The sequence below is a fragment of the Streptomyces sp. NPDC037271 genome (assembly GCF_055603605.1).
In genome coordinates this window covers 367,885-394,625 of sequence record NZ_JBVJVN010000005.1, presented here as the reverse complement: position 1 = coordinate 394,625, position 26,741 = coordinate 367,885, and the positions used below count along the sequence as shown (strand labels likewise).

The 26,741-nt window shown below is 71.9% G+C and carries 24 protein-coding genes and 1 pseudogene; 15 read left to right on the top strand and 10 right to left on the bottom strand.

Going from position 1 to position 26,741, the window contains the following annotated elements:
- Positions 1-19: 19 nt before the first annotated feature.
- From rimO to ACZ7G3_RS13345, 7 genes are all read left to right on the top strand, one after another.
- The gene (gene rimO, locus ACZ7G3_RS13375) at positions 20-1,501 is read left to right on the top strand and encodes a 30S ribosomal protein S12 methylthiotransferase RimO (protein ID WP_470925407.1); all 1,482 of its coding nucleotides are present in this window, start codon (positions 20-22) and stop codon (positions 1,499-1,501) included.
- The gene (pgsA, locus tag ACZ7G3_RS13370; RefSeq protein ID WP_470925405.1) at positions 1,498-2,286 is read left to right on the top strand and encodes a CDP-diacylglycerol--glycerol-3-phosphate 3-phosphatidyltransferase; all 789 of its coding nucleotides are present in this window, start codon (positions 1,498-1,500) and stop codon (positions 2,284-2,286) included. The genes rimO and pgsA overlap by 4 nt, the downstream gene beginning before the upstream one ends.
- Positions 2,283-2,828, top strand: a complete 546-nt coding sequence (locus ACZ7G3_RS13365; protein ID WP_470925403.1) for a CinA family protein — start codon at positions 2,283-2,285, stop codon at positions 2,826-2,828. The genes pgsA and ACZ7G3_RS13365 overlap by 4 nt, the downstream gene beginning before the upstream one ends.
- Before the next feature lie 109 nt (positions 2,829-2,937).
- Positions 2,938-3,318, top strand: a complete 381-nt coding sequence (locus tag ACZ7G3_RS13360; protein ID WP_007387871.1) for a helix-turn-helix domain-containing protein — start codon at positions 2,938-2,940, stop codon at positions 3,316-3,318.
- Between the two features lie 173 nt (positions 3,319-3,491).
- Positions 3,492-3,962 carry a Dps family protein gene (locus ACZ7G3_RS13355; RefSeq protein ID WP_426602976.1) on the top strand — a complete coding sequence of 157 codons (471 nt, stop codon included), beginning with the start codon at positions 3,492-3,494 and terminating at the stop codon, positions 3,960-3,962.
- Between the two features lie 7 nt (positions 3,963-3,969).
- The gene (locus ACZ7G3_RS13350) at positions 3,970-4,266 is read left to right on the top strand and encodes a hypothetical protein (RefSeq protein ID WP_470925401.1); all 297 of its coding nucleotides are present in this window, start codon (positions 3,970-3,972) and stop codon (positions 4,264-4,266) included.
- Between the two features lie 302 nt (positions 4,267-4,568).
- Positions 4,569-5,054: an SRPBCC family protein gene (locus ACZ7G3_RS13345; protein WP_470925399.1), complete on the top strand. Its 486-nt coding sequence runs from the start codon at positions 4,569-4,571 to the stop codon at positions 5,052-5,054.
- Position 5,055: 1 nt separating this feature from the next.
- On the opposite strand, the gene ACZ7G3_RS13340 is transcribed toward ACZ7G3_RS13345, so the two are convergent.
- Both ACZ7G3_RS13340 and ACZ7G3_RS13335 read right to left on the bottom strand, forming a co-directional pair.
- A complete protein-coding gene (locus tag ACZ7G3_RS13340) occupies positions 5,056-5,895 on the bottom strand; it encodes an Fpg/Nei family DNA glycosylase (protein WP_470925397.1) in 840 nt (279 codons plus the stop codon).
- A gap of 18 nt (positions 5,896-5,913) precedes the next feature.
- Positions 5,914-10,914, bottom strand: coding sequence for an ATP-dependent helicase (locus tag ACZ7G3_RS13335; protein ID WP_470925395.1), 5,001 nt, complete (start codon positions 10,912-10,914; stop codon positions 5,914-5,916).
- A gap of 478 nt (positions 10,915-11,392) precedes the next feature.
- On the opposite strand from ACZ7G3_RS13335, the pseudogene ACZ7G3_RS13330 reads away from it, so the two are divergent.
- Positions 11,393-11,711 (top strand): annotated as a pseudogene (locus tag ACZ7G3_RS13330) (AzlD domain-containing protein); the annotation flags it as partial.
- A 9-nt stretch (positions 11,712-11,720) separates the two neighbouring features.
- Here ACZ7G3_RS13330 and ACZ7G3_RS13325 read toward each other — a convergent pair.
- Positions 11,721-12,674: a hypothetical protein gene (locus tag ACZ7G3_RS13325; RefSeq protein ID WP_470925393.1), complete on the bottom strand. Its 954-nt coding sequence runs from the start codon at positions 12,672-12,674 to the stop codon at positions 11,721-11,723.
- Positions 12,675-12,755: 81 nt separating this feature from the next.
- Here ACZ7G3_RS13325 and ACZ7G3_RS13320 point away from each other — a divergent pair, with 81 nt between their 5' ends.
- Positions 12,756-12,950 carry a DUF3046 domain-containing protein gene (locus tag ACZ7G3_RS13320; protein WP_007445009.1) on the top strand — a complete coding sequence of 65 codons (195 nt, stop codon included), beginning with the start codon at positions 12,756-12,758 and terminating at the stop codon, positions 12,948-12,950.
- A gap of 265 nt (positions 12,951-13,215) precedes the next feature.
- On the top strand, positions 13,216-14,382 hold the full coding sequence (locus ACZ7G3_RS13315) for an AI-2E family transporter (protein ID WP_426602965.1): 1,167 nt from the start codon (positions 13,216-13,218) through the stop codon (positions 14,380-14,382).
- 25 nt (positions 14,383-14,407) lie between these two features.
- On the opposite strand, the gene ACZ7G3_RS13310 is transcribed toward ACZ7G3_RS13315, so the two are convergent.
- Positions 14,408-14,608, bottom strand: coding sequence for a DUF2191 domain-containing protein (locus ACZ7G3_RS13310; protein WP_426521773.1), 201 nt, complete (start codon positions 14,606-14,608; stop codon positions 14,408-14,410).
- Between the two features lie 279 nt (positions 14,609-14,887).
- Here ACZ7G3_RS13310 and recA point away from each other — a divergent pair, with 279 nt between their 5' ends.
- A complete protein-coding gene (gene recA / locus ACZ7G3_RS13305; protein ID WP_470925390.1) occupies positions 14,888-16,012 on the top strand; it encodes a recombinase RecA in 1,125 nt (374 codons plus the stop codon).
- Between the two features lie 3 nt (positions 16,013-16,015).
- Positions 16,016-16,903 (top strand): recombination regulator RecX, encoded by an 888-nt coding sequence (gene recX, locus ACZ7G3_RS13300; RefSeq protein ID WP_470925389.1) that lies wholly within the window; start codon positions 16,016-16,018, stop codon positions 16,901-16,903.
- Between the two features lie 368 nt (positions 16,904-17,271).
- On the opposite strand, the gene ACZ7G3_RS13295 is transcribed toward recX, so the two are convergent.
- From ACZ7G3_RS13295 to ACZ7G3_RS13275, 5 genes are all read right to left on the bottom strand, one after another.
- A complete protein-coding gene (locus ACZ7G3_RS13295) occupies positions 17,272-18,912 on the bottom strand; it encodes an FAD-dependent monooxygenase (RefSeq protein ID WP_470925387.1) in 1,641 nt (546 codons plus the stop codon).
- A 176-nt stretch (positions 18,913-19,088) separates the two neighbouring features.
- Positions 19,089-19,988 carry an amino acid ABC transporter permease gene (locus ACZ7G3_RS13290; protein ID WP_470925385.1) on the bottom strand — a complete coding sequence of 300 codons (900 nt, stop codon included), beginning with the start codon at positions 19,986-19,988 and terminating at the stop codon, positions 19,089-19,091.
- Positions 19,985-20,653 (bottom strand): amino acid ABC transporter permease, encoded by a 669-nt coding sequence (locus ACZ7G3_RS13285; RefSeq protein ID WP_470925384.1) that lies wholly within the window; start codon positions 20,651-20,653, stop codon positions 19,985-19,987. The genes ACZ7G3_RS13290 and ACZ7G3_RS13285 overlap by 4 nt, the downstream gene beginning before the upstream one ends.
- Positions 20,654-20,737: 84 nt before the next feature.
- Positions 20,738-21,577: a glutamate ABC transporter substrate-binding protein gene (locus ACZ7G3_RS13280; protein WP_470925382.1), complete on the bottom strand. Its 840-nt coding sequence runs from the start codon at positions 21,575-21,577 to the stop codon at positions 20,738-20,740.
- A gap of 138 nt (positions 21,578-21,715) precedes the next feature.
- Complete coding sequence (locus ACZ7G3_RS13275) at positions 21,716-22,492, bottom strand: amino acid ABC transporter ATP-binding protein (protein WP_426521782.1); 777 nt, start codon at positions 22,490-22,492, stop codon at positions 21,716-21,718.
- 288 nt (positions 22,493-22,780) lie between these two features.
- Here ACZ7G3_RS13275 and ACZ7G3_RS13270 point away from each other — a divergent pair, with 288 nt between their 5' ends.
- The gene (locus ACZ7G3_RS13270; RefSeq protein WP_470925380.1) at positions 22,781-23,467 is read left to right on the top strand and encodes a response regulator transcription factor; all 687 of its coding nucleotides are present in this window, start codon (positions 22,781-22,783) and stop codon (positions 23,465-23,467) included.
- A 9-nt stretch (positions 23,468-23,476) separates the two neighbouring features.
- On the top strand, positions 23,477-24,979 hold the full coding sequence (locus ACZ7G3_RS13265) for a HAMP domain-containing sensor histidine kinase (protein ID WP_470925378.1): 1,503 nt from the start codon (positions 23,477-23,479) through the stop codon (positions 24,977-24,979).
- Here the strand turns inward: ACZ7G3_RS13265 and ACZ7G3_RS13260 are convergent.
- Positions 24,958-25,953, bottom strand: a complete 996-nt coding sequence (locus tag ACZ7G3_RS13260; protein ID WP_426597830.1) for a TAXI family TRAP transporter solute-binding subunit — start codon at positions 25,951-25,953, stop codon at positions 24,958-24,960. The genes ACZ7G3_RS13265 and ACZ7G3_RS13260 overlap by 22 nt on opposite strands.
- Positions 25,954-26,061: 108 nt before the next feature.
- On the opposite strand from ACZ7G3_RS13260, the gene ACZ7G3_RS13255 reads away from it, so the two are divergent.
- A complete protein-coding gene (locus tag ACZ7G3_RS13255; RefSeq protein ID WP_470925376.1) occupies positions 26,062-26,490 on the top strand; it encodes a pyrophosphohydrolase domain-containing protein in 429 nt (142 codons plus the stop codon).
- Positions 26,491-26,741 lie beyond the last annotated feature (251 nt).

The window sequence follows — 26,741 nt, the reverse complement described above, 5'->3', positions numbered from 1 at the left end:
ACGAAGTAGTCTTGAGCCCATGCCTGAAAGCCGTACCGTCGCACTCGTCACCCTTGGCTGCGCCCGTAACGAGGTGGACTCGGAGGAGCTCGCAGGCCGTCTGGAGGCGGACGGCTGGAAGCTCGTCGAGAACGCCGAGGAAGCGGACGTCGCCGTCGTGAACACGTGCGGCTTCGTCGAGGCCGCCAAGAAGGACTCCGTCGACGCCCTCCTGGAGGCCAACGACCTCAAGGGTCACGGCAGAACGCAGGCCGTGGTGGCGGTGGGCTGCATGGCCGAGCGGTACGGCAAGGAGCTCGCCGAGGCCCTTCCCGAAGCCGACGGTGTACTCGGCTTCGACGACTACACCGACATCTCCGACCGCCTGCAGACCATCCTGAACGGCGGCATCCACGCCGCCCACACCCCGCGCGACCGGCGCAAGCTGCTGCCGATCAGCCCCGCCGAGCGCCAGGAGGCCGGTGCCTCCGTCGCCCTGCCGGGACACGGCCCGACCGACCTCCCCGAGGGGGTCGCCCCGGCCTCCGGTCCCCGCGCGCCCCTGCGCCGCCGCCTGGACGGCTCCCCGGTCGCCTCGGTGAAGCTGGCCTCCGGTTGCGACCGGCGCTGCTCCTTCTGCGCCATCCCGTCCTTCCGCGGCTCCTTCATCTCGCGCCGCCCGAGCGACGTGCTGAACGAGACGCGGTGGCTGGCCGAGCAGGGCGTCAAGGAGATCATGCTGGTCTCCGAGAACAACACCTCGTACGGCAAGGACCTGGGCGACATCCGCCTGCTGGAGTCGCTGCTGCCGAACCTCGCCGACGTCGACGGCATCGAGCGCGTGCGCGTCAGCTACCTCCAGCCGGCCGAGATGCGCCCCGGCCTCATCGACGTACTGACCTCCACCCCCAAGGTCGTGCCCTACTTCGACCTGTCCTTCCAGCACTCCGCTCCGAACGTGCTGCGCGCGATGCGCCGCTTCGGCGACACCGACCGATTCCTGGAACTGCTGGACACCATCCGGAGCAAGGCTCCCGAGGCCGGCGTGCGCTCCAACTTCATCGTGGGCTTCCCCGGCGAGACCGCCTCCGACCTCGCCGAGCTGGAGCGGTTCCTGAACCACGCGCGGCTGGACGCCATCGGCGTCTTCGGGTACTCCGACGAGGAGGGCACCGAGGCGGCGACCTACGGCGACAAGCTGGACGAGGACGTCGTCGCCGAGAGGCTGGCACGCGTGTCCCGCCTGGCCGAGGAACTCGTCTCGCAGCGCGCCGAGGAGCGGGTCGGCGCGACCGTGCGCGTGCTCGTCGAGTCCGTGGAGTCCGCCGACGAGGGGGACGGCGTGCGCGGCCGCGCGGAGCACCAGGCACCCGAGACGGACGGCCAGGTGCTGCTCACGAGCGGCGAAGGCCTGAGTGTCGGTCGTATGGTCGAGGCGAAGGTGGTCGGTACGGAGGGTGTCGACCTGGTGGCCGAACCGCTGCCGGGCTCGCCCGAGTGGAGTGAGGAGGCCGGCAGATGACCGGAGTCCCGGCGTCCGCCGCGGGGGGCTCCTCCGGCGCGCGCAGGGCCGGCCCCCGTGGCGCCTCGGGCGCCGCTCAGGAACCGGCGGAGCGTACGACTCCGGGAGGCGCCGTGGAACGGGGTGCGGCGGAACGAGGTGCCACCGAGGGTGGTGCGGCCGGGCGCGGCGGCAAGATCGCGGCCGCCGCGGTCAACCAGGCGAGCGTCTGGAACGTCGCCAACCTGCTGACGATGCTCCGCCTGCTCCTGGTGCCGGCCTTCGTCGCGCTGATGCTCGGCAACGGCGGGTACGACCCGGCCTGGCGGTCGTTCGCCTGGGCGGCCTTCGCCGTAGCCATGATCACCGACCTCTTCGACGGCCACCTGGCACGCACCTACAACCTCGTCACCGACTTCGGGAAGATCGCCGACCCCATCGCCGACAAGGCGATCATGGGGGCGGCGCTCATCTGTCTGTCCGCCCTGGGCGACCTGCCGTGGTGGGTGACGGCCGTCATCCTCGGCCGGGAACTCGGGATCACCGTGCTGCGTTTCGTGGTCATCCGGTACGGCGTCATCCCCGCGAGCCGCGGGGGCAAGCTCAAGACCCTCACCCAGGGCATCGCCGTCGGCATGTACGTCCTGGCACTGACGGGGCCGCTGGCCACCCTGAGGTTCTGGGTGATGGCGGCGGCGGTCGTCCTGACCGTGGTGACGGGACTGGACTACGTGAAGCAGGCCATTGTGCTGCGCCGTCAGGGAATCGCCGAGCGCAGAGCGGCGTTGAAGGAGACGGAAGCTTGAGTTCCACGGCCGCCGACGTGGTGCGACTACTCACGGTCAAGGGTGAGACCCTCGCGGTCGCCGAGTCACTGACCGGTGGAATGGTGGCGGCCGAGATCACGGCGGTCCCTGGAGCGTCCAGGGCCTTCCGGGGGTCCGTGACCGCCTACGCGACGGAGCTGAAGCGGGAACTGCTCGGCGTCGACGCAACGGTGCTCGCGGCGCGTGGAGCGGTGGATCCCCAGGTCGCCGCCCAGATGGCGGCGGGCGTCCGCAAGGCGTTGAGTGCCGACTGGGGCATCGCGACGACGGGCGTCGCCGGCCCGGATCCGCAGGACGGGCAGCCGGTGGGGACGGTCTTCGTGGCCGTCGACGGGCCCTTCGGAACAGACGACGGTTCCGCCTCTGGCGGAAAAGTGGAGGCGCTGCGGTTGAACGGCGACCGCGCGGAAATTCGTATGGAGAGTGTACGGAGCGTACTCGCACTCCTTTTGAGGGAGCTTGCGGGCGAACAGACCGGGAATGAGCGGGCACAGGATACGGAACGGAACGGGGGGTTTTGATGTTTGCAGCCCAGAGTGAACACGACATCGCTCCCCGCACGGCCGCGGCGCGAGGCGGTACGGTGGGGCGTGAAGGATGCGGTTACACGGTCCGAGGAGGGAGCCACCGATGATTCTGCTCCGTCGCCTGCTGGGTGACGTGCTGCGTCGGCAGCGCCAACGCCAGGGCCGTACTCTGCGCGAAGTCTCCTCGTCCGCCCGAGTCTCACTCGGCTATCTCTCCGAGGTGGAGCGGGGGCAGAAGGAGGCTTCCTCCGAGCTGCTCTCCGCCATCTGCGACGCGCTGGACGTACGGATGTCCGAGCTCATGCGGGAAGTGAGCGACGAACTGGCCCTCGCCGAGCTGGCCCAGTCCGCTGCGGCCACGCCCAGCGAGACCGTGCCAGCCCCGGTGCGCCCGATGCTGGGTTCCGTGTCGGTGACCGGTGTGCCACCGGAGCGGGTGACCATCAAGGCGCCCGCCGAGGCAGTGGATGTCGTCGCCGCCTGAGCACTGAGAACGTGTGCGTGTGAGGCCCCGGCCGGGGTCTCTCCGGGAGACCGGAGGGGTGCGGTCGGGGTTTTTGCGTACCAGGGTCCTGGATTCGCGCCCGGTTTGCCGGGTCCCGGTGGTGCGGTCATCGTGGAGGGACATGGCCGGGGGGCCGACCGACGGAGGCGTGGATGTACGTCGTGAAGAGCCCGTTGTCCGACGCGAGCCTGAAGACCGTGTCCGAGGCGTTGCAGGGCGCCCTCGTCGACCTGGTGGACCTGGCCCTGGTGGCGAAGCAGATCCACTGGAACGTGGTGGGTCCGCGGTTCCGCTCCGTACACCTCCAGCTCGACGAACTCGTCGGCACCGCGCGCACGCACTCCGACACCGTGGCGGAGCGCGCCTCGGCGCTCGGTGTGTCCCCGGACGGGCGTGCCGCGACGGTGGCCGTCGGCAGCGGTATCGGCGTGACCCCGGAAGGATGGGTCGACGACACCGCAGCGGTACAGACGATCGTGGACGCGCTGGGCGCGGTGATCGGGCGGATGCGGGAGCGTATCGCGGCGACCGGGGATCCGGATCCGGTGAGCCAGGACATCTTCATCCAGGTCACGGCCGACCTGGAGAAGCAGCACTGGATGTTCCAGGCCGCAAACGGATGACGCGGTTATGACGTCCGCGCGGACTGCTCGCCGGGCGGCCGCGCTGGGGCTGGGTGCGTTGTGGTGGTGGGCCGTGCTGCGTCTGGCGCTCGAGCCCGGCACGGGGGTGCTCGAAGGGGCGGTCGCGGTCGGCGGCTGGGGGCTGAGCGTGCTGCCGGTGCACTGTGTGCCCAGATGCCGGGCCGCGGGGGCGTTGGAGGCGGGGCGGTGGAGACGCGCCCTGCGTGCGTCCGTGGGGGACGCGGCCTCGTCGCGGTCCCGGTCCGAGATGCGGTCCGGCCCGTCCGGTGGGAGTGGGGAGTGAGGGCGGCCGCGCCGACGCGCAGGGCTTCACGAGGGGACGTGACTCGACTGTCAACGTGACTCGACTGTCCGATGGGTTTCGCCGCGGTGCACAAGCACGTCGCGCTACTGGAGCGGGCCGGCCTGGTGGTCGAGCAGCGGGGACGGGAGCAACTCGTGCGTACGCCGCCCGACGCCGTGGGCCGGGCCCGGCAGCACCGGACGACCTGGAGACGGCCTGGCGGGGCCGGGTGGAGCGATGTCCCACCTGCTCGCCCAGGATGCGGAACCCGAAGCACACAGCCCGACGGAAGGACGGATCCGATGAGTGTCACCAGCCTGGACAAGGATCTCGACAGCCTGACCTTCACCCTGGTCGCCGACTTCGCCGCCCCCGTCGAGCGGGTGTGGCGGCTGTGGTCCGACCCGAGGCGACTGGAGCGCTGGTGGGGCCCGCCGACCTATCCGGCGACGGTGGAGGAGTACGCGCTGACCCCCGGCGGCGACGTCACGTACTTCATGACCGGCCCGGAGGGTGACAGGCACCGCGGGTGGTGGCGGATCACCTCGGTCGACGCGCCTACGTCCCTGGAGTTCACCGACGGATTCGCCGACGCGGACGGCGTGCGGAGCGCCGACATGCCGACGATCACGGTCCGGGTGACGCTCACCGAGCGGGACGGCGGCACCCGCATGGAGATGCGCTCGGCCTTCGCCACCGGGGAGCAGATGGACCAGCTCACGAAGATGGGCATGGAGGAGGGACTGCGCGAGGCGGTCGGCCAGATGGACGGCCTGCTCGCCGGCTGAGTCACCCCGTCCCGCGCCGCGGCCCGGTACCGGCCGGGCCGCCCGGGCGCGGTGCGGGACCGGCCTGGCAGGTCGGGCACCAGTACGTGGGGCGCTCTCGGGAGCCGTCGCCCTGGTTCGCCACGCGCACCGGTGTGCCGCAGCGCAGGCAGGGACGGGGCGCTCGGCCGTACACGAACAGGTCCTGGCCCCGCAGGCCCGTCGTACGGCGGACCGGGCGGTCGCGGTTGGCCTCCAGGAGCTTCTTCGCGAGCGCGGGCAGCTTCACGGCGTGTGCGGCCGGCAGGTCGCCTACGGGGAGCCAGGGAGTCACGCCGAGCAGGAAGCAGAGCTCGCACTTGTAGACGTTGCCGATGCCCGCGAGATTGCGCTGGTCGAGCAGGGCCTCACCGAGCCGGCGGGCGGGCTCCGCGCGCAGGTTGGCCAGGGCCTGCTCGGGGTCCCAGTCCGGGCCCAGCAGGTCCGGACCGAGGTGGCCGACGGCGCGCTCCTCGTCGGTGGTGCGGAGCACTTCCAGCACCGGGAGGCGATAGCCGACTGCCGTGCGGTCGGCGGTGCCGAGGATCACCCGGATCTGGTGCGCAGGGCCGCCGCTCCAGCGCTGACCGGCCGCGAACACCTTCCAGGAGCCGTCCATCCGCAGGTGCGAGTGAACGGTCACGCCGCCCTCGACGCGGGTGAGGAGGTGCTTGCCGCGCGGGGTGACGTCCAGGACCGTACGGCCGGTGAGGTCGACCGTGGCGTACCGGGGGACGCGGAAGTCGCTGCGGGTCAGCACCTTGCCCGCGAGGGCGTCGTGCAGCCGGCGCGACGCCTGCCAGACCGTGTCTCCTTCGGGCATGGGTCAAGGGTGACAGGCTCAGGCTCTGATGCGCAGGCCGCGTGGGGTGGCGATGAACCCCGCCTCCTCCAGCAGGGGACCGAAGGGGGACGTCAGAGCCGCCGTGCCGTTGACGCGCTCGACCGTGACCGTGCCGAGCGAACCGGCGAGGGCGGCCGAGGCGAGCGCTTCCGCGGCCGCTCGCAGACGGGCGTCCTCGGTGGGCAGACCGTCCGGCGCGGAGGGCCAGAGCAGGAGCGTCTTGCCGCCGCGCTCCATGTAGAGCGCCGGCTCGCCCTCCACGAGCACCACCAGGGAGCCTGCCTTGCGGCCCGGCTTGTGCGTGGCACCGGCCGGGGGCTCGGGCCAGGGGAGGGCCGCGCCGTACGCGTTCGCCGGGTCGGCGGCGGCCAGGACGACGGCCCGTGGACCGGCGGAGGGCCGGCCGCGGTGGGGGAATCCGGCGTCGTAAGAGTCGCGCGGGTCACCGAAGCCGCCGTGCGTGTAGCCCCCGCGCGGACCGCCGAAGCCGCCCTGCGCGCCGCCCCCGCGCGGACCGCCGGCGCCCGGTTCCGCGTAGTCGTGGCGGGAGACGTACTCGTCCCGGGAGGGCGGAAAGTGCTGGGCGGAGGCGAAGACGTCGTCGGGTCGGTCCGGTGTGCCGGTGTCTCCGCGGCCGCTGGACGCGAAGCCGGCGAAGGGAGAGTCGCCGGAGACCGGATCCCCCGGGCCGTGGGACGCGGCGGGGTCGTCCAGACCGCCGTCGGTGAAGTCCGGCCGCCCGGGCGGAGCCTCGTCACGCTCCCGGGCGTTCGAGACCGCGCGCAACCGGTCCACAGCGCCCTCCATGGCGAACTGTGCGGCGCCCAGTCCTTCCACGACATAGCCGCGCCGGGCCTGACCGCTCTCTTCGAAGGCGGCCAGGACGCGGTACACCGCCGAGAACCCTCCTTCCACACCCTCGGCGGCGACGGCGCCGCGGGTCACCACGCCGTGCCGGTCGAGGAGCGTGCGGGCCAGGGCGTGCGCGCGCACCGTGGTGTCCGCCTCGCTGGCCGGCAGCAGCGACCAGCGACCCGCGACGGTCGGCGGACCGGTACGGGACACGGGGCGGGCGGCGGCCGTCAGGGAGCCGTAACGCCCGCGTGGCACCGCGCGCTTGGCGCGGTGGGCGGTGGAGCCCGCGGTGCGGCCGGAGCCCAGCAGGGAGCGCAGGGGCGCGAGCGTGTCGTTCGTCAGGCGTCCGGACCACGCCAGCTCCCACAGGGCGTCGGCCAGCTGGGGATCGGTGACGTCCGGGTGGGTGGTGGCACGGACCTGGTCGGCGATCTGACGGAAGAACATGCCGTAGCCGCCGGAAAGGGTGTCCAGCACCGACTGGTGGAGGGCGGTCGGCTCCAGGGGGTGCGGGGGAGGCAGGAGCAGCGGGGCCGCGTCCGCCAGGTAGAGGGAGACCCAGCCGTCCTTCCCGGGGAGCGAGCCGGCCCCCGCCCACACCACCTCGCCGGCGGCCGTCAGCTCGTCCAGCATCGCCGGGTGGTAGTTCGCCACCCGGGAGGGCAGGACCAGCTTCTCCAGGGCGGAGGCGGGGACGGAGGCGCCCTGCAGCTGTTCGACGGCGCGGACCAGCCCGTCGATGCCGCGCAGCGCGTGCCCCCTGCCGATGTGCTGCCACTGGGGGAGGAACTGGCCGAGCGCGGCCGGCGGCACCGGCTCCAGCTCGTGCCGCAGCGCGGCCAGGGAGCGGCGGCGCAGCCGGCGCAGGACGGTCGCGTCGCACCACTCCTGGCCGATGCCGGCCGGATGGAACTCGCCCTGCACGACCCGGCCCGCCGCGGCGAGCCGCTGCAGGGCGCCCTCGGTGACCGCGACGCCCAGGCCGAAGCGGGCCGCCGCAGTGACCGACGTGAAGGGGCCGTGGGTGCGGGCGTGGCGGGCGAGGAGGTCGCCGAGGGGGTCCTTGACCGGCTCGGTGAAGGCCTCGGGCACACCCACGGGCAGCGCCGTGCCCAGCGCGTCGCGCAGCCGGCCCGCGTCCTCGATCGCCGCCCAGTGGTCGGCGCCGGCGATACGCACCCTGATCGCGCGGCGGGCGGCGGCCAGCTCCGGGGCCCACTGGGGCTCGGCGCCCCGCTCGGCCAGCTCGGCGTCCGTGAGCGGGCCGAGCTGCCGCAGCCGGTCCGCGACACCCTCCGGGTCCTTGACGCGGCGGTCCTCGGTGAGCCACTGCAGCTCGCGCTCCAGCTCCGTGAGCACCTCGGCGTCGAGCAGCTCGCGCAGCTCCGCCTGGCCCAGCAGTTCGGCCAGCAGCCGCGAGTCCAGGGACAGGGCGGCGGCACGGCGCTCGGCGAGCGGCGAGTCGCCCTCGTAGAGGAACTGGGCGACGTACCCGAAGAGCAGGGAGCGGGCGAACGGGGACGGCTCCGGAGTGGTGACCTCGACCAGGCGCACCGTGCGGGCCTCCAGGTCGCCCATCAGCTCGACCAGGCCGGGCACGTCGAAGACGTCCTGGAGGCACTCGCGGACCGCCTCCAGGACGATCGGGAACGATCCGTACTCGCTCGCCACCTCCAGCAGCTGCGCGGCGCGCTGGCGCTGCTGCCACAGCGGGGTCCGCTTGCCGGGGCTGCGGCGCGGCAGGAGCAGCGCGCGGGCCGCGCACTCGCGGAAGCGGGACGCGAACAGCGCCGAGCCGCCCACCTGGTCGGTGACGACCCGGTCGACCTCGCCCTTGTCGAAGACGACGTCGGCGGCGCCGACGGGCGCCTGCTCGGCGTCGTACTCCAGTCCTGGCTTCGTCGGATCCTGGTCGAGGAGGTCGAGGCCCATCAGGTCCGCGTCGGGCAGGCGCAGCACGATGCCGTCGTCGGCGTGCATGACCTGGGCGTCCATGCCGTACCGCTCGGACAGCCGGGCGCCGAGCGCGAGGGCCCAGGGGGCGTGGACCTGGGCGCCGAAGGGGGAGTGGATGACGACCCGCCAGTCGCCGAGCTCGTCCCGGAAGCGCTCCACGACGATGGTGCGGTCGTCGGGGACGTGGCCGCAGGCCTCGCGCTGTTCCTGGAGGTACGCCAGGACGTTGTCCGCGGCCCAGGCGTCCAGGCCCGCGGTGACCAGTCGCAGCCGGGCGTCCTCCTCGGCGAGGGAACCGACCTCGCGCAGGAAGGCGCCCAGTGCGCGGCCCAGCTCCAGGGGGCGGCCCAACTGGTCGCCCTTCCAGAACGGCAGCCGGCCCGGCACCCCCGGCGCGGGTGAGACCAGGACCCGGTCGCGCGTGATGTCCTCGATCCGCCAGGAACTGGTGCCGAGCGTGAAGACGTCCCCGACGCGCGACTCGTAGACCATCTCCTCGTCGAGCTCGCCGACCCGGCCGCCCCCCTTCTTCGGATCGGCCCCGGCGAGGAAGACCCCGAAGAGCCCGCGGTCGGGGATCGTGCCGCCCGAGGTGACCGCGAGGCGCTGTGCCCCCGGGCGGCCGGTGACCGTACCGGCGACCCGGTCCCACACCACGCGCGGGCGCAGCTCGGCGAAGGCGTCGGACGGATAGCGGCCCGCGAGCATGTCCAGGACGGCGGTGAAGGCGGAGTCCGGCAGTGAGGCGAAGGGGGCGGCGCGGCGGACGGTGGCGAGCAGGTCGTCGACCTGCCAGGTGTCCAGCGCCGTCATCGCCACGAGCTGCTGGGCCAGGACGTCCAGCGGGTTCGCGGGGATCTTGAGGGCCTCGATGGCACCGCTGCGCATCCGCTCGGTGACCACGGCGGCCTGCACCAGGTCGCCGCGGTACTTGGGGAAGACCACGCCCGTGGAGACGGCGCCGACCTGGTGGCCCGCGCGGCCGACGCGCTGGAGGCCGGAGGCGACGGAGGGTGGTGACTCGACCTGGACGACGAGGTCGACGGCGCCCATGTCGATGCCCAGCTCCAGGCTGGAGGTGGCGACCACGGCGGGCAGGCGGCCCGCCTTGAGGTCCTCCTCGACGAGGGATCGCTGCTCCTTGGAGACCGAGCCGTGGTGGGCGCGTGCGATCACGGGCGGGGCACCGTGGGCGGCTCCCGAGCCGCCCATGAGTTCGGCGGGGGAGTGGTGTTCGTCGAGGGGCTCGCCGGTCGCCCGTTCGTACGCGATCTCGTTGAGCCTGTTGCACAGGCGCTCGGCCAGGCGCCGGGAGTTGGCGAAGACGATCGTGGAGCGGTGCGACTGGACGAGGTCGGCGATCCGCTCCTCGACGTGCGGCCAGATCGACGGGCGCTCCGCGCCCTCGTTGCCGTCCGCGGCGGGGGAGCCGCCCAGCTCGCCCAGGTCCTCCACCGGGACGACGACGGACAGGTCGAACTCCTTGCCCGAGTCCGGCTGGACGATCTCCACCTTTCCGCGCGGCGCGAGGAAACGGGCGACCTCGTCCACCGGGCGGACCGTCGCCGAGAGGCCGATACGGCGGGCCGGCTTCGGGAGCAGCTCGTCCAGCCGCTCCAGGGTGAGCGCGAGATGGGCGCCGCGCTTGGTGCCCGCGACCGCGTGCACCTCGTCCAGGATCACCGTCTCGATGCCGGTCAGCGCGTCGCGCGTGGCCGACGTCAGCATCAGGAACAGGGACTCCGGGGTGGTGATCAGGATGTCCGGCGGGCGGGTGGACAGGGCGCGCCGCTCGGCGGCCGGGGTGTCACCGGAGCGGATGCCGACCTTGACCTCGGGCTCGGGCAGGCCGAGGCGTACGGATTCCTGGCGGATGCCGGTCAGCGGGCTGCGGAGGTTGCGCTCGACGTCGACGGCCAGGGCCTTGAGCGGGGAGACGTACAGGACCCGGCAGCGCTTCTTGGGGTCGGCGGGCGGGGGTGTCGAGGCGAGCTGGTCCAGGGCGGCGAGGAAGGCGGCCAGCGTCTTGCCGGAGCCGGTCGGGGCGACCACCAGCACGTCCGAGTCCTCCGAGATGGCCTGCCACGCGCCCGCCTGGGCGGCGGTGGGCGCGGAGAAGGCCCCCGTGAACCAGCCGCGGGTCGCGGGGGAGAAGCCGTCCAGGGCTCGGTGTGCGGAGCTGACCATGGATCCATCCTGCACCCGGGCACTGACAATCGGCCTGAGCTGTGCGAATGCCGGGCGGCGACCCATCGGCGGGACGGAGGGGCGCGCGGCCGGGGTGGAGGGGCGCGCGGCCCGGGGTCGGCTGGGCTGGAGGGGCGCGCGGCCGGGTCGGCTGGGTGGGGGCGGCGATCGCACGGCGGGGCCGGTGGACTGCCTGCCGCCGATCGCCCGACGGCGGTCGGCCGACGGATGTCCGTTGGTGGATGTCCGTTGGTGGTCCGACGACGGTCGCCCGCCCCTGGAGCCGCTCCGGGGCCGGGCACCGGCCGGGAGCCTCTCCGCCCTGGCCGTCCTCCCGGGGCTCGGCCTGCCGCCTGAACTGCCCCCCGACGCCCGTCCTGGTGGCCGCGCTGGCGGCACCGGTCGTTCTGTGGACACAGGGACGCCGCGGGAGCCGTGGTGCCGAGGACTCCGCGCGGTCCGCCCGGCAGGAAGAGCGGTGAATGTCTGGATCGCCATCGGCGTGACCGCGGTCGGCTGCTACGCCGTCAAGCAAGCTCCTCGGGCTGCTGGTGCCCGTGGGGGCTCTGGAGCGGCCCCCTGGTCCAGCGGCTCGCCGCTCTGCTGCCCGTCGCCCTCCTGGCCGCGCTCACCGCCCAGCAGACCTTCGCCGACGGGCAGGCGCTCGTGGCGGACACGCGGGCCGCGGGAGTCGCCGCGGCTGCCGTGGCGCTGGTGCCGCGGGCGCCGTTCGCCGTTCCTGCTCGTCGTCGTGGCGGCCGTGGTGGTGACGGCGGAGGGTGCGGGCCGTGGGCGGGCGAGCCGGGTCAGCCGAGGGAACGACCGTACGCGCGGAGCGTGCGCAGGGCCTCCAACGTCACCCGGGGGCGGGCTTCCAGCGTCGGGGCGGGCGCCCAGTGGCGCCAGCGGACGGGCCAGCCGCCGTCGTCCTCCTGCTCCGCCGCGAGGAAGTCGAGCGAGCGGGCCATCTCGTCGTCCGTGAACCACGCGCGCGCGAGGGAGTGCGGGTTCCTCGCGTAGTCGTGCGGGAAGTGGTGCTCGCCCGGAGCGTAGCCCGGGGAGACCGGGTACGCGCCGAGGTCGTTCGGATCCAGCACCGCGAGGCGCTGCCGGCGCACCAGGCGGCCCAGCCGGTCGGCCGCCGCCTCCGCGCGCGGACGGTCGGGGGCCGCGTCCAGGAAGGCCACGGCGGCCTCGACCTCGTACGGGTGAGAGGTCGCCAGCGACTCGGCCGCCTGCCAGCAAAAGTCCGTGGCCCGGAACAGCCAGGCGTGCCAGACCTCGTTGCGGTGCAGCAGGCCGACCACCGGACCGGTGGCGAGGAGCTCGCCGGGCGGGTCGTCCACGACCGGCACGAAGGGCGCCGCCGGGTATGGCCGCTGGCTGGGATGGATCGCCGGCAGGGCACCGTCCGCAGTGGACACGGAGGTCAGATAGCGGCACAGCCGCTCCACGCGCTGGCCGCCGCAGCTCCCGACGGCGTCCAGGACACGCAGGGCGTGCGCGGTGTGCAGCGGCTGGCTGACCGGGCCGCGCAGGTCGGGCTCCAGCCCGTGACCGTACCCGCCGTCCTCGTTGCGGTAGGCGTCCAGCGCGGTCCCCACCGGACCGGCGTCGCCGCCGCGGAAGTGGTACGCGAAGAGACGCTGCTCCAGGACGCGCGCGGTGAGCCAGACGAAGCGCTCCGCGCGCGCGAGCGGTGAGTGCGCAGGCGGAGTCGGGGGCGTCGGGGCAGTGAAGGAGCTCCGGTCTTCGGCCATGGGTCAGACCGTAGGCCGTAAGGCGGTCCCGGCACGCGGTCCCGGCTCAGGGCCCACTCTCAGGAGCGGGATACTGGAGTCATGCGGTTGACGGTCTTCTGGGAGCGGATGACGGATCACTTCGGTCCGGGGTACGCCGACACCTTCGCACGCGATCACGTGATGGCGGAGCTGGGCGGGCGTACGGTGCACGAGGCGCTGGACGCGGGGTGGGACGCCAAGGACGTGTGGCGGGTGGTCTGCACCGTCATGAACGTGCCGCGGGAACAGCGCTGATCGTTCATGAGCGTGCCGCAGGAAGAGCGCGGGTCGTTCATGAGCGTGCCACCGGAACAGCGCTCACCGGTCGTGAGCGTGCCACAGGAACAACTGATCCGTCACGAAGATCACCGGACGTGACTCCGCTGCCGGTGGCGTGGGCGAGACTTGGTCCGTGGCCCCCACTGACGAGACCGGGCAGGCGACCCGGCACGCATCCCCGACCGGTACTACGCCGCCCACCGGGCCCCCGGCCGGTGGCACCGCCGGGCCGGGTGCACGCATGCCGCGCTGGCTGCCGCGCGCCATGGTGCTGGCCCTCTCGCTCATCGCCGTCTTCCAGCTGGGCAGCTGGGCCTTCCACCAGCTCACCGGCCTGCTGATCAACATCCTCATCGCGTTCTTCCTGGCTCTCGCCATCGAACCCGCGGTGAGCTGGATGGCCGGGCGCGGCATGCGCCGCGGGCTGGCCACCTTCCTCGTCTTCCTCGCCGTGCTGATCGCCTCCGCGGGGTTCGTCACGCTGCTCGGCTCCATGCTCGCGGGCCAGATCGTCAAGATGGTCGAGGACTTCCCGGAGTACCTCGACTCCGTGATCAACTGGGTCAACGGCCACTTCCACACCGAGCTGAGACGGGTGGACATCCAAGAAGGCCTGCTCCGCTCCGACTGGCTGCGCAACTACGTGCAGAACAGCGCCACCGGCGTCCTGGACGTGTCCGCCCAGGTCCTCGGCGGCCTCTTCCAGCTGCTGACGGTCCTGCTGTTCTCGTTCTACTTCGCCGCCGACGGTCCCCGGCTGCGGCGCGCGCTCTGCTCCGTCCTGCCACCCGCCCGGCAGGCCGAGGTCCTGCGCGCGTGGGAGATCGCCGTGGACAAGACCGGCGGCTACCTGTACTCGCGCGGCCTGATGGCGCTGGTCTCCGGCATCGCGCACTACATCCTGCTGGAGGTCCTGGAGGTGCCCTACGCCCCCGCGCTCGCCGTGTGGGTGGGCCTGGTGTCGCAGTTCATCCCCACCATCGGCACCTATCTCGCGGGCGCTCTGCCCATGCTGATCGCCTTCACGGTGAACCCGTGGTACGCGATGTGGGTACTGATCTTCGTGGTGATCTACCAGCAGTTCGAGAACTACGTACTGCAGCCCAAGCTGACGTCCAAGACCGTGGACATCCACCCGGCGGTCGCCTTCGGTTCGGTCGTCGCGGGCGCCGCCCTGCTCGGTGCCGTCGGCGCGCTGATCGCCATCCCGGCGATCGCCACGCTGCAGGCGTTCCTCGGGGCGTACGTCAAGCGTTACGACGTCACGGACGATCCTCGCGTCCACGGGCGGCGCAACCGCCGGCCGGGGTCCGGGGCCCCCACACGCCTGCGGAAACTGTGGGCCCGGCGAGCGGAGCCGGGACGCCCCGGGACGGGAGGGGCCGGAGACGGCGGCGGCCCCTCCTGAGGGGCCCGTACGCCGGGTGCGGGGCTCAGCCCTGCGGTTCCTGCGGCTTGGCGTCGACCTCGCGCAGGTTCCGGTCCTTGAACTCGGTGCGGGTCTCCGTACGGTGGCCGCGGGCGATGTAGTCCCGCACCACCGCCTCGACTGCGTCCTGAGGCGAGCCGATGCCCGCCAGGACCATCACCTCCACCACCAGTTCGGCGTCGAGACTGATGCTGACCTGGGCCACGGTGTCCCCCTCCTCCACGTCGCACGCGCACTCTAGCCACCCGACCGCCGGCCCGGCAGACGTACGCTCGGAAGTGCCGAGTGATGCGCTTGACACCAAAATCGAACATCCATTCTTATGGAGGCTCTGGCGAGGCTCGTGACGGGTGATTCGACTGGGTTTGGGCTGATGAGTGCCCGAGTTATCCACAGGCCGGACCCGCATCAGGGTGGATTGTCAGTGGCAGGCATTAGCGTCTTTGACGTGAAGCGATCGAATCAAGCAAACCGGGTGGAACCCATGGCAGGAACCGACCGCGAGAAGGCCCTGGACGCCGCGCTCGCACAGATTGAACGGCAGTTCGGCAAGGGCGCGGTCATGCGCATGGGCGACCGGTCGAAGGAGCCCATCGAGGTCATCCCGACCGGGTCGACCGCGCTCGACGTGGCCCTCGGCGTCGGCGGCCTGCCGCGTGGCCGGGTCATCGAGGTGTACGGCCCCGAGTCCTCCGGCAAGACGACCCTGACCCTGCACGCGGTGGCGAACGCGCAGAAGGCCGGCGGCCAGGTCGCGTTCGTCGACGCGGAGCACGCCCTCGACCCCGAGTACGCGAAGAAGCTCGGCGTCGACATCGACAACCTGATCCTCTCCCAGCCCGACAACGGTGAGCAGGCCCTGGAGATCGTGGACATGCTGGTCCGCTCCGGCGCCCTCGACCTCATCGTCATCGACTCCGTCGCAGCCCTCGTGCCGCGCGCGGAGATCGAGGGTGAGATGGGCGACAGCCACGTCGGTCTGCAGGCCCGCCTGATGAGCCAGGCCCTGCGGAAGATCACCAGCGCGCTCAACCAGTCCAAGACCACCGCGATCTTCATCAACCAGCTTCGCGAGAAGATCGGTGTGATGTTCGGCTCGCCCGAGACCACGACCGGTGGCCGGGCGCTGAAGTTCTACGCCTCGGTGCGACTCGACATCCGACGCATCGAGACCCTGAAGGACGGCACCGACGCGGTCGGCAACCGCACCCGCGTCAAGGTCGTCAAGAACAAGGTCGCGCCGCCCTTCAAGCAGGCCGAGTTCGACATCCTCTACGGCCAGGGCATCAGCCGCGAGGGCGGCCTGATCGACATGGGCGTGGAGCACGGCTTCGTCCGCAAGGCCGGCGCCTGGTACACGTACGAGGGCGACCAGCTCGGCCAGGGCAAGGAGAACGCGCGCAACTTCCTGAAGGACAACCCCGACCTGGCCAACGAGATCGAGAAGAAGATCAAGGAGAAGCTGGGCGTCGGCGTGCGTCCCGAGGAGCCGGCCACCGAGCCGGGCGCGGACGCCGCCTCCGCCGCCCCGGCCGACGCCGCACCGGCGGTGCCCGCCCCTGCGACGGCCAAGGCCACCAAGTCCAAGGCCGCGGCAGCCAAGAGCTGACCCGTGACACGACGAACCGACTGGGCCGAGTACGCCTACCCGGACAACACCTCGCGGGAGCGCGAGCGGGGGAGACCGGGTGACGAAGGCTCCGCCGGCACGGACGACGGCGCGTACGGGGTGGCGGCGGCCCCGTACGAGACGGGCCTGCTCGCCGTCGCGTACGGAACCGCGGACCCCTTCGCGCCGGACGGCGCCGAGGACCCGTACGACGCGGGTCCGCCCGGTGACGGTGGGGCGCGCCACGGTGACGGCGGGGCGCGTCGAGCGGGTGGACGGGACCGTGGAACGGGCGGCGGGCGGGGACGCCCGCGGCGCGGGCGTGCGGAGTCGTCCGCCGAGGACGGAGGTGCCACTTCCTCGTCGAGGGCCGAGAAGGGGGAGCCTCCGCGGGACCCGGTCGAGCAGGCACGGGCGGTCTGCCTGCGCCTGCTCACCGGGACCCCGCGCACCCGCAAGCAACTCGCCGACGCCCTGCGCAAGCGGGAGATCCCCGACGAGGCCGCCGAGGAGGTGCTGTCCAGGTTCGAAGAGGTCGGTCTGATCAACGACAGCGCCTTCGCGGAGGCCTGGGTGGAGTCCAGGCACCACGGCCGCGGGCTGGCCCGACGAGCCCTCGCCAGGGAGCTGCGGACCAAGGGCGTCGACGCCACGCTCATCGACGAGGCGGTCTCGCAGCTGGACTCCGAGCAGGAGGAGGAGACCGCGCGCGAGCTGGTCGTCCGCAAGCTGCGCGCCACCCGTGGTCTCGACCGTGACAAGAGGCTGCGCCGCCTCGCGGGCATGCTGGCCCGCAAGGGCTACCCCGAGGGCATGGCCCTGCGGGTGGTCCGTCAGGCGTTGGAGGAGGAGGGCGAGGACACCGAGTTCCTCGGCGACGAGGGATTCTGACCCCGGCGCCAGGAAGGGAACGCGCACCGTTACCCTTCGCGCTCCCGGAGGGTGAACACCTTCTGTACGGCCGTACCGCCTGCGCTGCGCCGTCGCGCGGCTGTCCGAGCCGCGGTCACCGCGCGCGTACACCGCCCCTGGGACTCGGGCCGGTGGACGGACCCGCACGGTCCCGGACGGACCCGCACGGGCCTTCCGGAATGTCCGGAAGGGCGGCCCCGCCATGCCTCTGACCGCGCGCAACGAAGGACGACGCACGTGCGCGCCTCGGCGCGTGCGCGGGCCTGTTCCCGAGCGGCTGCGGTCGCTACGCGGCCGACTCCGGGTCCACGGACGACGGTCCGCCCACCCACGGGTTCGTCGGCCGGTCAGCGGGACCCGGCCGCGGCCCCCGCCCCTGCCCCCGCCTCCTTCTCCGTGGCCGTAGTGCCTTGCGTGGCCGCCACCGCCCCGCCCACCGCCACCTCCGCAGCCGCGTACAGGTCGGCCGGGCGCACCCCGTTCAGCGCCGTGACCAGGTGACCGTCGGGCCGTACCAGCAGCACCGTGTGGGCGGCGGCCCCCGGATAGGCCTCGGCGACCAGCAGCTCGGCGTGGTGGGGCAGCGCCGTCACCGCCGCCGCCAGCCGGGGCATGATCCCGGCGGTCACCCAGTGCTTGCGGTCCCAGACACCCGTACCCGGCGCGATCAGCAGCACCAGCAGTGCCCCGCGCCCGAGCCGGTCGCGCAGCCGTACGAACGTGCCGTCCTCCGCCGTGACCCGCACGTCGGTGACGGGCGCCCCGGGCGGTGTGCCGACGGGCACCTCCCCGGCGAGCTGCCCGGGCGCGAGCGGCGAGTCGGCGTACGCCCCGGGCGCACCCAGCGCTCCACGCCCCAGGTGACCGTCCGCGAGCAGCGCGTCGTTGCCGCGGGACGAGCCGGGAACGTAGGAACGCAGGCCCCCGCCGCCCCGCAGCAGCGGCAGTACCTGGTCGGCGGCGCGCAACCGTGCGGCGATCGCCGTGCGCCGCTCCTGCTCGTAGCTGTCGAGCAGGGCCTCGCGCGGCCCGTGATGCCAGGCCAGGGCGAGTTTCCAGGCGAGGTTGTCGGCGTCCAGCAGCCCCTCCTCGAGCCCCTGCGTGCCCAGCGCGCCCAGCAGATGGGCCGCGTCCCCGGCGAGGAGCACGCGGCCCACCCGCCAGCGGCGGGCCAGCCGGTGGTGGACGGTGTGGACTCCGGTGTCGAGGAGTTCGTACGACGGGGTCGACCCGCCGGCCCAGCCGGTGAGGGTCTCGCGGACCCGGTTGACCAGCAGTTCGGGCGTGACCAGGTCCTTGCCGGGGGGCAGCAGCCAGTCCAGGCGCCACACGCCGTCCGGCAGGGGGTGGCCGACGATCTCGCCCGCCGACGGGCCCGACGTACGCCACGGCGGCATCCGGTGGAGCAACGCCTCGTCGGTCCACGGGAGTTCCGTGCGCAGTGCGGCAACGGCGTATCGTTCCACCGCCGTACGGCCGGGGAAGCGGATGTCCTGGAGCTTGCGGACGGTCGAGCGGGGGCCGTCGCAGCCGACCAGGTAACTGCCGCGCCACCAGGTGCCGCTGGGGCCGCGGGTGTGGGCCGTGACGCCGGAGGTCTCCTGTTCGATGCCGTCCAGGCGGCTGCCGGCCGCGATCCTGACGAGCGGCTCGTGGGAGAGCGCCGTGCGCAGGACGCCGGTCAGCTCGTGCTGGGCGATGTGCAGCGGCGCCGGGTCGGTCTCGCCGAAACCGACCTCGCGCGTCACCTGCTTGCGCCGCATCGACCGCCATCCGGCCCAACGGACACCCGGTCCCGTCAGCGGTGTGCCGGTCAGCCGCTCGACGAGGGCGACGGCGTCCTCGCGCAGGACGACGGTGCGTGCCGGACGCGGTTCGTCCTTGCCGGGCCCCTCGTCGAGGACGACACAGGGCACCTCCTGCCGCGCCAGCGCCAGGGCGAGCGTGAGCCCGACGGGCCCCGCTCCGGCGATGATCACCGGATCCACGGTGCGGTGCCCCCTGCCCGTGGCGGTGTCCCGGGGGACGCAGGTGAACAGGACGTTGGAGCAGGGTGCACGGTCACAGAACGTATGCAACCTATTGCCGCCGCCTGCGTCAAGCGACGGAGGCAGTGGCGATCACGCCGCTGCCTCCGTCGATGGTCGTACGAGGTGACCGAGTGTCAGGCGAGGCCCCCGCCGCCACCCGCGACCGCTCCGGCGTTCGGCTGGTTGTCGTCCGCCCCCAGCACCGCACCGGTCGACTTCTTGGCCCGCCGCAGCCGGCGCTCCAGCCAGCTCGCGAAGCTCGTGAGGCCGAAGTTGAGAGCAATGAAGAGGACGGCGATGACGGTGAAGCTGGCGATGACGTTGGCGCCGTAGTAGGCGCTCATCGTGTTGGCGGAGGCGAGCAGCTCGGGGAAGGTGAGGACCGCGCCACCGAGAGCCGTGTCCTTCAGGATCACGACGAGCTGGCTGACGATGGCCGGCAGCATCGCGGTGACCGCCTGCGGCAGCAGGATCAGCCGCATGGACTGGCTCTTGCGCAGACCGATCGCCATCGCACCCTCGGCCTGCCCCTTGGGGAGGGCGAGGATGCCGGCCCGGACGATCTCCGCGAGTACGGCGGCGTTGTACAGGACCAGCCCCGTGACGACCGCGTACAGCGGACGGTCGTCCGAGCTGACACCGGTGTACTCGGCGAACAGCGCGTTGCCGAAGATCATCAGAACCAGCACCGGGATGGACCGGAAGAACTCCACCACGACCGTGACCGGGACCCGCACCCACGCGTGGTCCGACAGCCGGGCGATGCCCAGCACGGCACCGAGCGGCAGAGCGATGACCATCGCGAGAGCCGCGGCCTTCAGGGTGTTCTCCAGGCCCGGCCAGATGTACGTCGACCAGGGCTCACTGCTGGTGAAGAACATCTCCCACTTGGCCCACTCGAGCTGCCCCTTCTCGTCGAGGGCCGCGTACACCCACCACAGGAGGGCCGCGAGGGCGACCAGGAAGACGACCGTGAACAGGACGTTGCGCCGCTTGGCGCGTGGACCCTGTGCGTCGTAGAGAACGGAGCTCATCGCTTCACCGCCACCTTCTTGCCCACCCAGCCGAGAATCAGGCCGGTCGGCAGCGTCAGAACCACGAAGCCGAAGGCGATGATCCCGGAGATCAGCAGCAACTGCGCCTCGTTCTCGATCATGTCCTTCATCAGCGCCGCCGCCTCGGCGACACCGATCGCGGCGGCCACCGTGGTGTTCTTGATGAGCGCGATCAGCACGTTGGCCAAGGGGACGACCGAGGACCGGAACGCCTGCGGGAGCACGACCAGCCGGAGCACCTGGCTGAAGCTCAGGCCGAGGGCTCGGGCCGCCTCCGCCTGGCCGACCGGCACCGTGTTGATGCCGGAGCGCAGTGCCTCGCACACGAAGGACGACGTGTAGAGGACCAGCGATAGGACGGCGAGCCGGAAGTTGATCGTCTCGAAGTCGCCCTCGGCACCCAGGTAGACGCCAAGGGTCTGGTTCAGGCCCAGCGACGAGAACAGAATGATCACCGTCAGCGGGATGTTCCGAACGGTGTTCACGTACGCGGTCCCGAAGCCGCGCATCAACGGCACCGGGCTGACGCGCATGGCGGCCAGCAGGGTGCCCCAGATCAGGGAGCCGACGGCCGACAGCACAGCGAGCTGCACTGTCGTCCAGAAGGCTCCCAGCAGGTCGTAATCCTGAAGAAAGTCGAACACGATCTCCCGCGCTTCCGCGTGTAGGGATGCCCGCCCCGGTGCGCCGCCCCTTCCGGAGGGCGACGCACCCTGTCAGGCCCGGCCTCAGCTCTTGATGTCACCGATCTTCGGCGCGGGCTCGTTCTTGTAGTTGGCCGGACCGAAGTTGTCCTTCACGGCCGTCTCCCAGGCACCGTCGGTGAACATGGCCTCGAGCGCGTCGTTGATCTTGGCCTTGAGGTCGCTGCCCTTCTTGACGCCGATGCCGTAGTTCTCGTTGGTCATCTTGAAGCCGCCCAGCTTGAACTTGCCCTTGAACTGGTCCTGGGAGGCGTAACCGGCGAGGATCGAGTCGTCCGTGGTGAGCGCGTCGATGGCACCGGTCTGCAGGCCGTTCAGGCAGGCGGAGTACGTCGGGTAGTTCTGCAGCTGCGCCTTGGGCGCCAGCTTGTCCTTGACGTTCTGCGCCGACGTCGAGCCGGTGACCGAGCAGAGCTTCGCGTCGTTCAGGTCCTCCGGCGACTTGATCTCGTCGTCGTCGGCGCGGATCAGCACGTCCTGGTGGGCCAGCAGGTAGGGGCCGGCGAAGTCGACCTTCTCCTCGCGCTTGGGAGTGATCGAGTACGTCGCGGCGATGAAGTCGACGTCGCCGCGCTGCAGCATGGTCTCGCGGTCGGCGCTCTTCGACTCCTTCCACTCGATCTGGTCCTCGGTGTAGCCGAGCTTCTTGGCGACGTACGTGGCGACGTCCACGTCGAAGCCCTCGTAACCGTCCGGGGTCTTCTGGCCGAGGCCGGGCTGGTCGAACTTGATACCGATGGTGATCTTCTTGTCGCCGCCACCGGACGAGCCGCTGTCGTCTCCGTCGTCGGAGCCGCACGCGGTGGCGGTCAGGGCGAGGGCGAACACGGCGGCCGAGGCGGCGGTGACCTTGCGGAGCTTCATGGTGAACATCCTTTGGCTGTGATCGAGCTGTGATCGAACTGCGATCGGACGATCAGAGGGATCAAGTGATCGGATGCGGCCGACGGGGGTGGGCCGCCAGGGCGGGCGGCGCAGTACGCCGGGGCCGCGCCGGGAGCGTCAGTGGTGCAGGATCTTCGACAGGAAGTCCTTGGCGCGGTCACTGCGCGGGTTGCTGAAGAACTGGTCCGGCGTGGCCTCTTCGACGATGCGGCCGTCCGCCATGAACACCACGCGGTTGGCCGCCGACCGGGCGAAGCCCATCTCGTGCGTGACCACGATCATGGTCATGCCTTCGCGGGCGAGCTGCTGCATGACCTCCAGCACCTCGTTGATCATCTCGGGGTCGAGAGCCGACGTCGGCTCGTCGAACAGCATGACCTTCGGATCCATGGCCAGCGCCCGCGCGATGGCGACGCGCTGCTGCTGACCGCCGGAGAGCTGCGCGGGGTACTTGTCCGCCTGGGCGCTCACGCCGACGCGGTCGAGCAGGGCGCGGGCCTTCTCCTCGGCCGTCTTGGCGTCGGCCTTGCGGACCTTGATCTGGCCCAGGGTGACGTTCTCGAGCACGGTCTTGTGCGCGAAGAGATTGAAGGACTGGAAAACCATGCCGACGTCGGCCCGAAGCCTGGCGAGCTCCTTGCCCTCCGCGGGCAGCGGCATGCCGTCGATCGCGATCGATCCTGAGTCGATGGTCTCCAGGCGGTTGATGGTGCGGCACAGGGTGGACTTACCGGACCCGGAGGGCCCGATGACCACGACAACCTCGCCGCGGGTGATCGTCAGGTCGATGTCCTGGAGCACGTGCAACGCGCCGAAGTGCTTGTTGACACTCTTCAGGACGACCAGTTCGCCGGTCGCGGCCACATCTTCCTTGGCCACCGATACTTTGGTCATCGCTCTCGGGCTCCGTCCTCCTCGGTTTCGGAGGACAGTAGTAACGCCGAACGACCTGCGTCTCTACATCTGAGGGGAATCTGAGCATCACGATCCGATAGCAATCGGACACGAGTCGTAGCACTTGTGAGCAGGGTGCATATCGGCCGGATAACTTCGAGCGGCCGCAACCGGAACCCTCTTGACGCCGTCCCCCTCCATCGGCGTCACTGCACAAGGCGCACGCGTGCGTGCATGCGTCTTTCTACCCACGTCAGGCGTACGGCCGATGAACCGAAGGAGGCCCGGATGAGACTGCTGCTCGTCGAGGACGACAACCACGTAGCCGCCGCCCTGTCCGCGATCCTCGCGCGGCACGGCTTCGACGTCACCCACGCGCGCAACGGCGAGGAAGCGCTCCAGGCACTCGTCCCCGAAGGCGACTGCTTCGGCGTCGTCCTGCTCGACCTCGGCCTGCCCGACCAGGACGGCTACGAGGTCTGCGGCAAGATCCGCAAGCGTACGAGCACTCCGGTCATCATGGTCACCGCCCGCGCGGACGTCCGCTCCCGCATCCACGGCCTCAACCTCGGCGCCGACGACTACGTGGTCAAGCCGTACGACACCGGCGAACTGCTCGCCCGCATCCACGCCGTCAGCCGGCGCACCGCCCACGAGGACGCCTCCGGGAGCGCCGAGACCGTGGTCCGCCTCGGAGCGGTGCGCATCGAACTGTCGACGCGGCAGGTCAGCGTGGAGGGTTCGGTCGTCCAGCTCACCCGCAAGGAGTTCGACCTGCTCGCCCTGCTCGCGCAGCGCCCCGGAGTGGTCTTCCGCCGGGAGCAGATCATCAGCGAGGTCTGGCGCACCAGCTGGGAGGGGACCGGGCGCACGCTGGAGGTGCACGTCGCCTCCCTGCGCGCCAAGCTGCGCATGCCGGCGCTCATCGAGACCGTCCGCGGCGTCGGCTACCGCCTCGTCGCCCCCACCGGATAGCGGGGCCGGGTGAGCACACGTCTGCTGCCGCTGCTCATCGTCCTGATGGCCGCCGTACTGCTCGCGCTCGGCGTTCCGCTCGGCGTCAGCGTCGCCCGCGCGGAGCAGCAGAAGGTCGTCATCGACCGCATAGACGACACGGCGCGCTTCGCCGCGCTCGCCCAGTTCGTCACCGAGGACGTGCCGGGCGGCTCGCGCCGGACGACCACGGACGAACGCCTGGAGACCCTGCAGACCGAACTCATCAGCTACTACGAGGTCTACGGCATCAAGGCGGGCGTCTTCTACCGCAACCACATCCCGATGGCCAACGCGCCCACGACCTGGTTCCTGCCTCAGGCCGGCGAGGTGCGCGACTCCTTCGACGAGGCGCTGCTCAGCCGCCGCAGCCACGACCCGCAGCAGGTGTGGCCCTGGGAGGACGGCCGGCTCGTCGTCGCCTCGCCGGTCATCCGGGACGGGGACGTGGTCGCGGTCGTCGTCACCGACTCGCCCACCGACTCGATGCGGTCGCGGACCCTGCGCGGCTGGCTGGTCATCGGCGCCGGAGAGATCGCCGCGATGCTGCTCGCCGTCGGCGCCGCGCTCCGGCTGACGGGCTGGGTGCTCAGACCCGTACGCGTCCTGGACGCCACGACCCACGACATCGCCACCGGACGGCTCAAGTCCCGGGTCGCGCCGGCCGGGGGACCGCCGGAGCTCAGACGCCTGGCCCGGTCCTTCAACGAGATGGCGGACCACGTGGAGGACGTGCTGGAGCAACAGCGCGCCTTCGTCGCCGACGCCTCGCACCAGCTGCGCAACCCCCTCGCGGCACTGCTGCTGCGCATCGAACTGCTCGCCCTGGAGCTCCCCGAGGGCAACGAGGAGATCGCCTCCGTCCAGACCGAGGGCAAACGCCTGGCCCGGGTCCTGGACGACCTGCTCGACCTGGCGCTGGCCGAGCACAGCCAGGCCGACCTGAAGGTCACCGACATCGGCGCGCTGGCCGCCGAACGGCTGGCGGCCTGGTCCCCGACGGCCGACGCCAGGGGCGTACGGCTGGTGGGGGACTGCCCGCCGACCACGGGCTGGGCCGACCCCGTGACGCTGTCCAGCGCCCTGGACGCGGTCATCGACAACGCGCTGAAGTTCACGCCGGTCGACGAGACCGTCCGGGTCACGGTGGCGTCCACCGGCAACGCCGCGACCGTCGTCGTCACCGACAACGGCCCCGGGCTGACCGACGAGGAACTCGCGCGCGTGGGTGACCGCTTCTGGCGCAGCGGCCGGCACCAGAACATCAAGGGCTCCGGCCTCGGCCTGTCCATCTGCCGGGCACTGCTCGCGGCGGGCGACGGCTCGATCTCCTTCGGTCACCACGAGCCGCACGGCCTCGAGGTGACGGTCACGGTGCCGAGGTCGGGGCCGGGGTCGGAGCCGGGGCCGGGCGTGCCGAAGGAGCCGGGTGCGCGGAAGGGGCCGGGCATGCGGAAGGGGCCGGAGCAGCCCTACGGCTTCACCGACCGGTAGTAGCGCCGGGCGCCCTCGTGCAGCTCCAGCGGGGCGGTGTAGATCGCGGTACGCAGGTCCACCAGCTGCGCGGAGTGCACGGTCGCCCCGATGCCGTCGCGGCTGTCGAGCACCGTCCTGGTCAGCCACTCGGTGAGCCGCGGATCCATGTCCGCGCGCGTCACCAGCAGGTTGGACACCGCCATCGTGGGCACCACCGCACCGTTCTGCACGGTGGGGTAGGCCGACTCCGGCATGTTGGTGGTGCGGTAGTAGCGGGTCGCGCCGCCGGATTCGTGCAGTTCGGTGACGAGGTCCTCACCGATCGGTACGAACCGGAAGGCGGAGGTCTCCGCGATCTGCCTGAGTCCGTCCGTCGGCACCCCACCCGACCAGAAGAACGCGTCGAGCTCGTCGCCCAGCCGCCCGGGGCCGGTGTCGATCCCGTCCGCCCGGGGCGTGATGTCCTCCTCCGGGTCGATGCCCACGGCCTTCAGCAGCCGGGTGGCGATCAGCCGTACGCCCGAGTTCGGCAGCCCGATGGCCACTCGCTTGCCGCGCAGGTCGGCGACGGACTGGATGTCCGAGTCGCCCGGCACCACGAGCTGTACGTAGTCGTCGTAGAGACGGGTGACACCGCGCAGTTCCTCGGCGCCGGGACGGCCGTCGATCTTGTACGTCTCCACCGCGTCGGCCGCGGCGATCGTGAAGTCGGCCTCGCCGGACGCCACCCGCTCGACGTTCTCCTGCGAGCCCGCGCTGGTCGTCAGCCGCACCTTCAGACCCGGCATGTCCTTGCGCAGCTCGGTGCGCAGCAGCTCGCCGTACTTCTGGTAGACCCCCGCGCGGGTGCCCGTGCTGAAGGTGATCGTGCCGTCCGGCGGCTCCTCGCCCAGCGGCAGCAGCCACCACAGGAGCAGCCCGAGGGCGACGGCACCGGCGACGGCGCCCCGGACGGCCCGGCGCCTGCCGACACGGGAGAGCAGCGAGGACATGGACGCGATCCTGCCAGTCCGCAAACCCACTGACCAGGGCCGAGCTCACACGGCGACCGTTCGGGCGCGCGGGACCGGTTGTCGGTGGCGCTCGCTACAGTCGTCGACATGAGCTCCTCGCCCGCCGGCCTGGTCCGCGCCTTCCACCTCGCCTTCGGGCTGGACGTACGCACCACTCCGACCGAGGTCTCGCCCGGCCTGGCCGCCCACAGAGCCGAGCTGCTCGCCGAGGAGGCCGCGGAGGTCGCCGAGGTGTCGGTGGCCGGCCCGCTCGACCGGCTCGCGCACGAACTGGCCGACGTGGTCTACGTCGCGTACGGCACGGCTCTCGTCCACGGCATCGACCTCGACGCGGTGATCGCCGAGGTCCACCGTTCCAACATGACCAAGCTGGGCCCCGACGGTCGGGCCGGCCGCAGAGCCGACGGCAAGGTCCTCAAGGGCGAGCACTACGAGGCTCCGGACGTCCCGGGCGTACTGCGCCGGCAGGGGTGGGCACCGGGGACGGCTCAGACGCCGGAGACACCTGGCGTCTGACAGGGGCGCGCGGGGCGGTCCGGGGGCCGCGACGTCGTCCCGCGGCCTGCCATGTCGGTACGGCGTCACGTCGTACGGCGGGACAGGGGCGGCGCATCGACGTGGTGGCCGGCCCGCACCGCGCGCCTCCAGGTGCCCGCCGTGTCGACGTCGAAGTGCGACGACCCCGGCACCTGATGTACCGGGGTCGTGCGGGGTCCGGCGCCTGGGCACCGGGGTCGTGTCGGGTCCGCGGCGCCGAACGCCGGGCC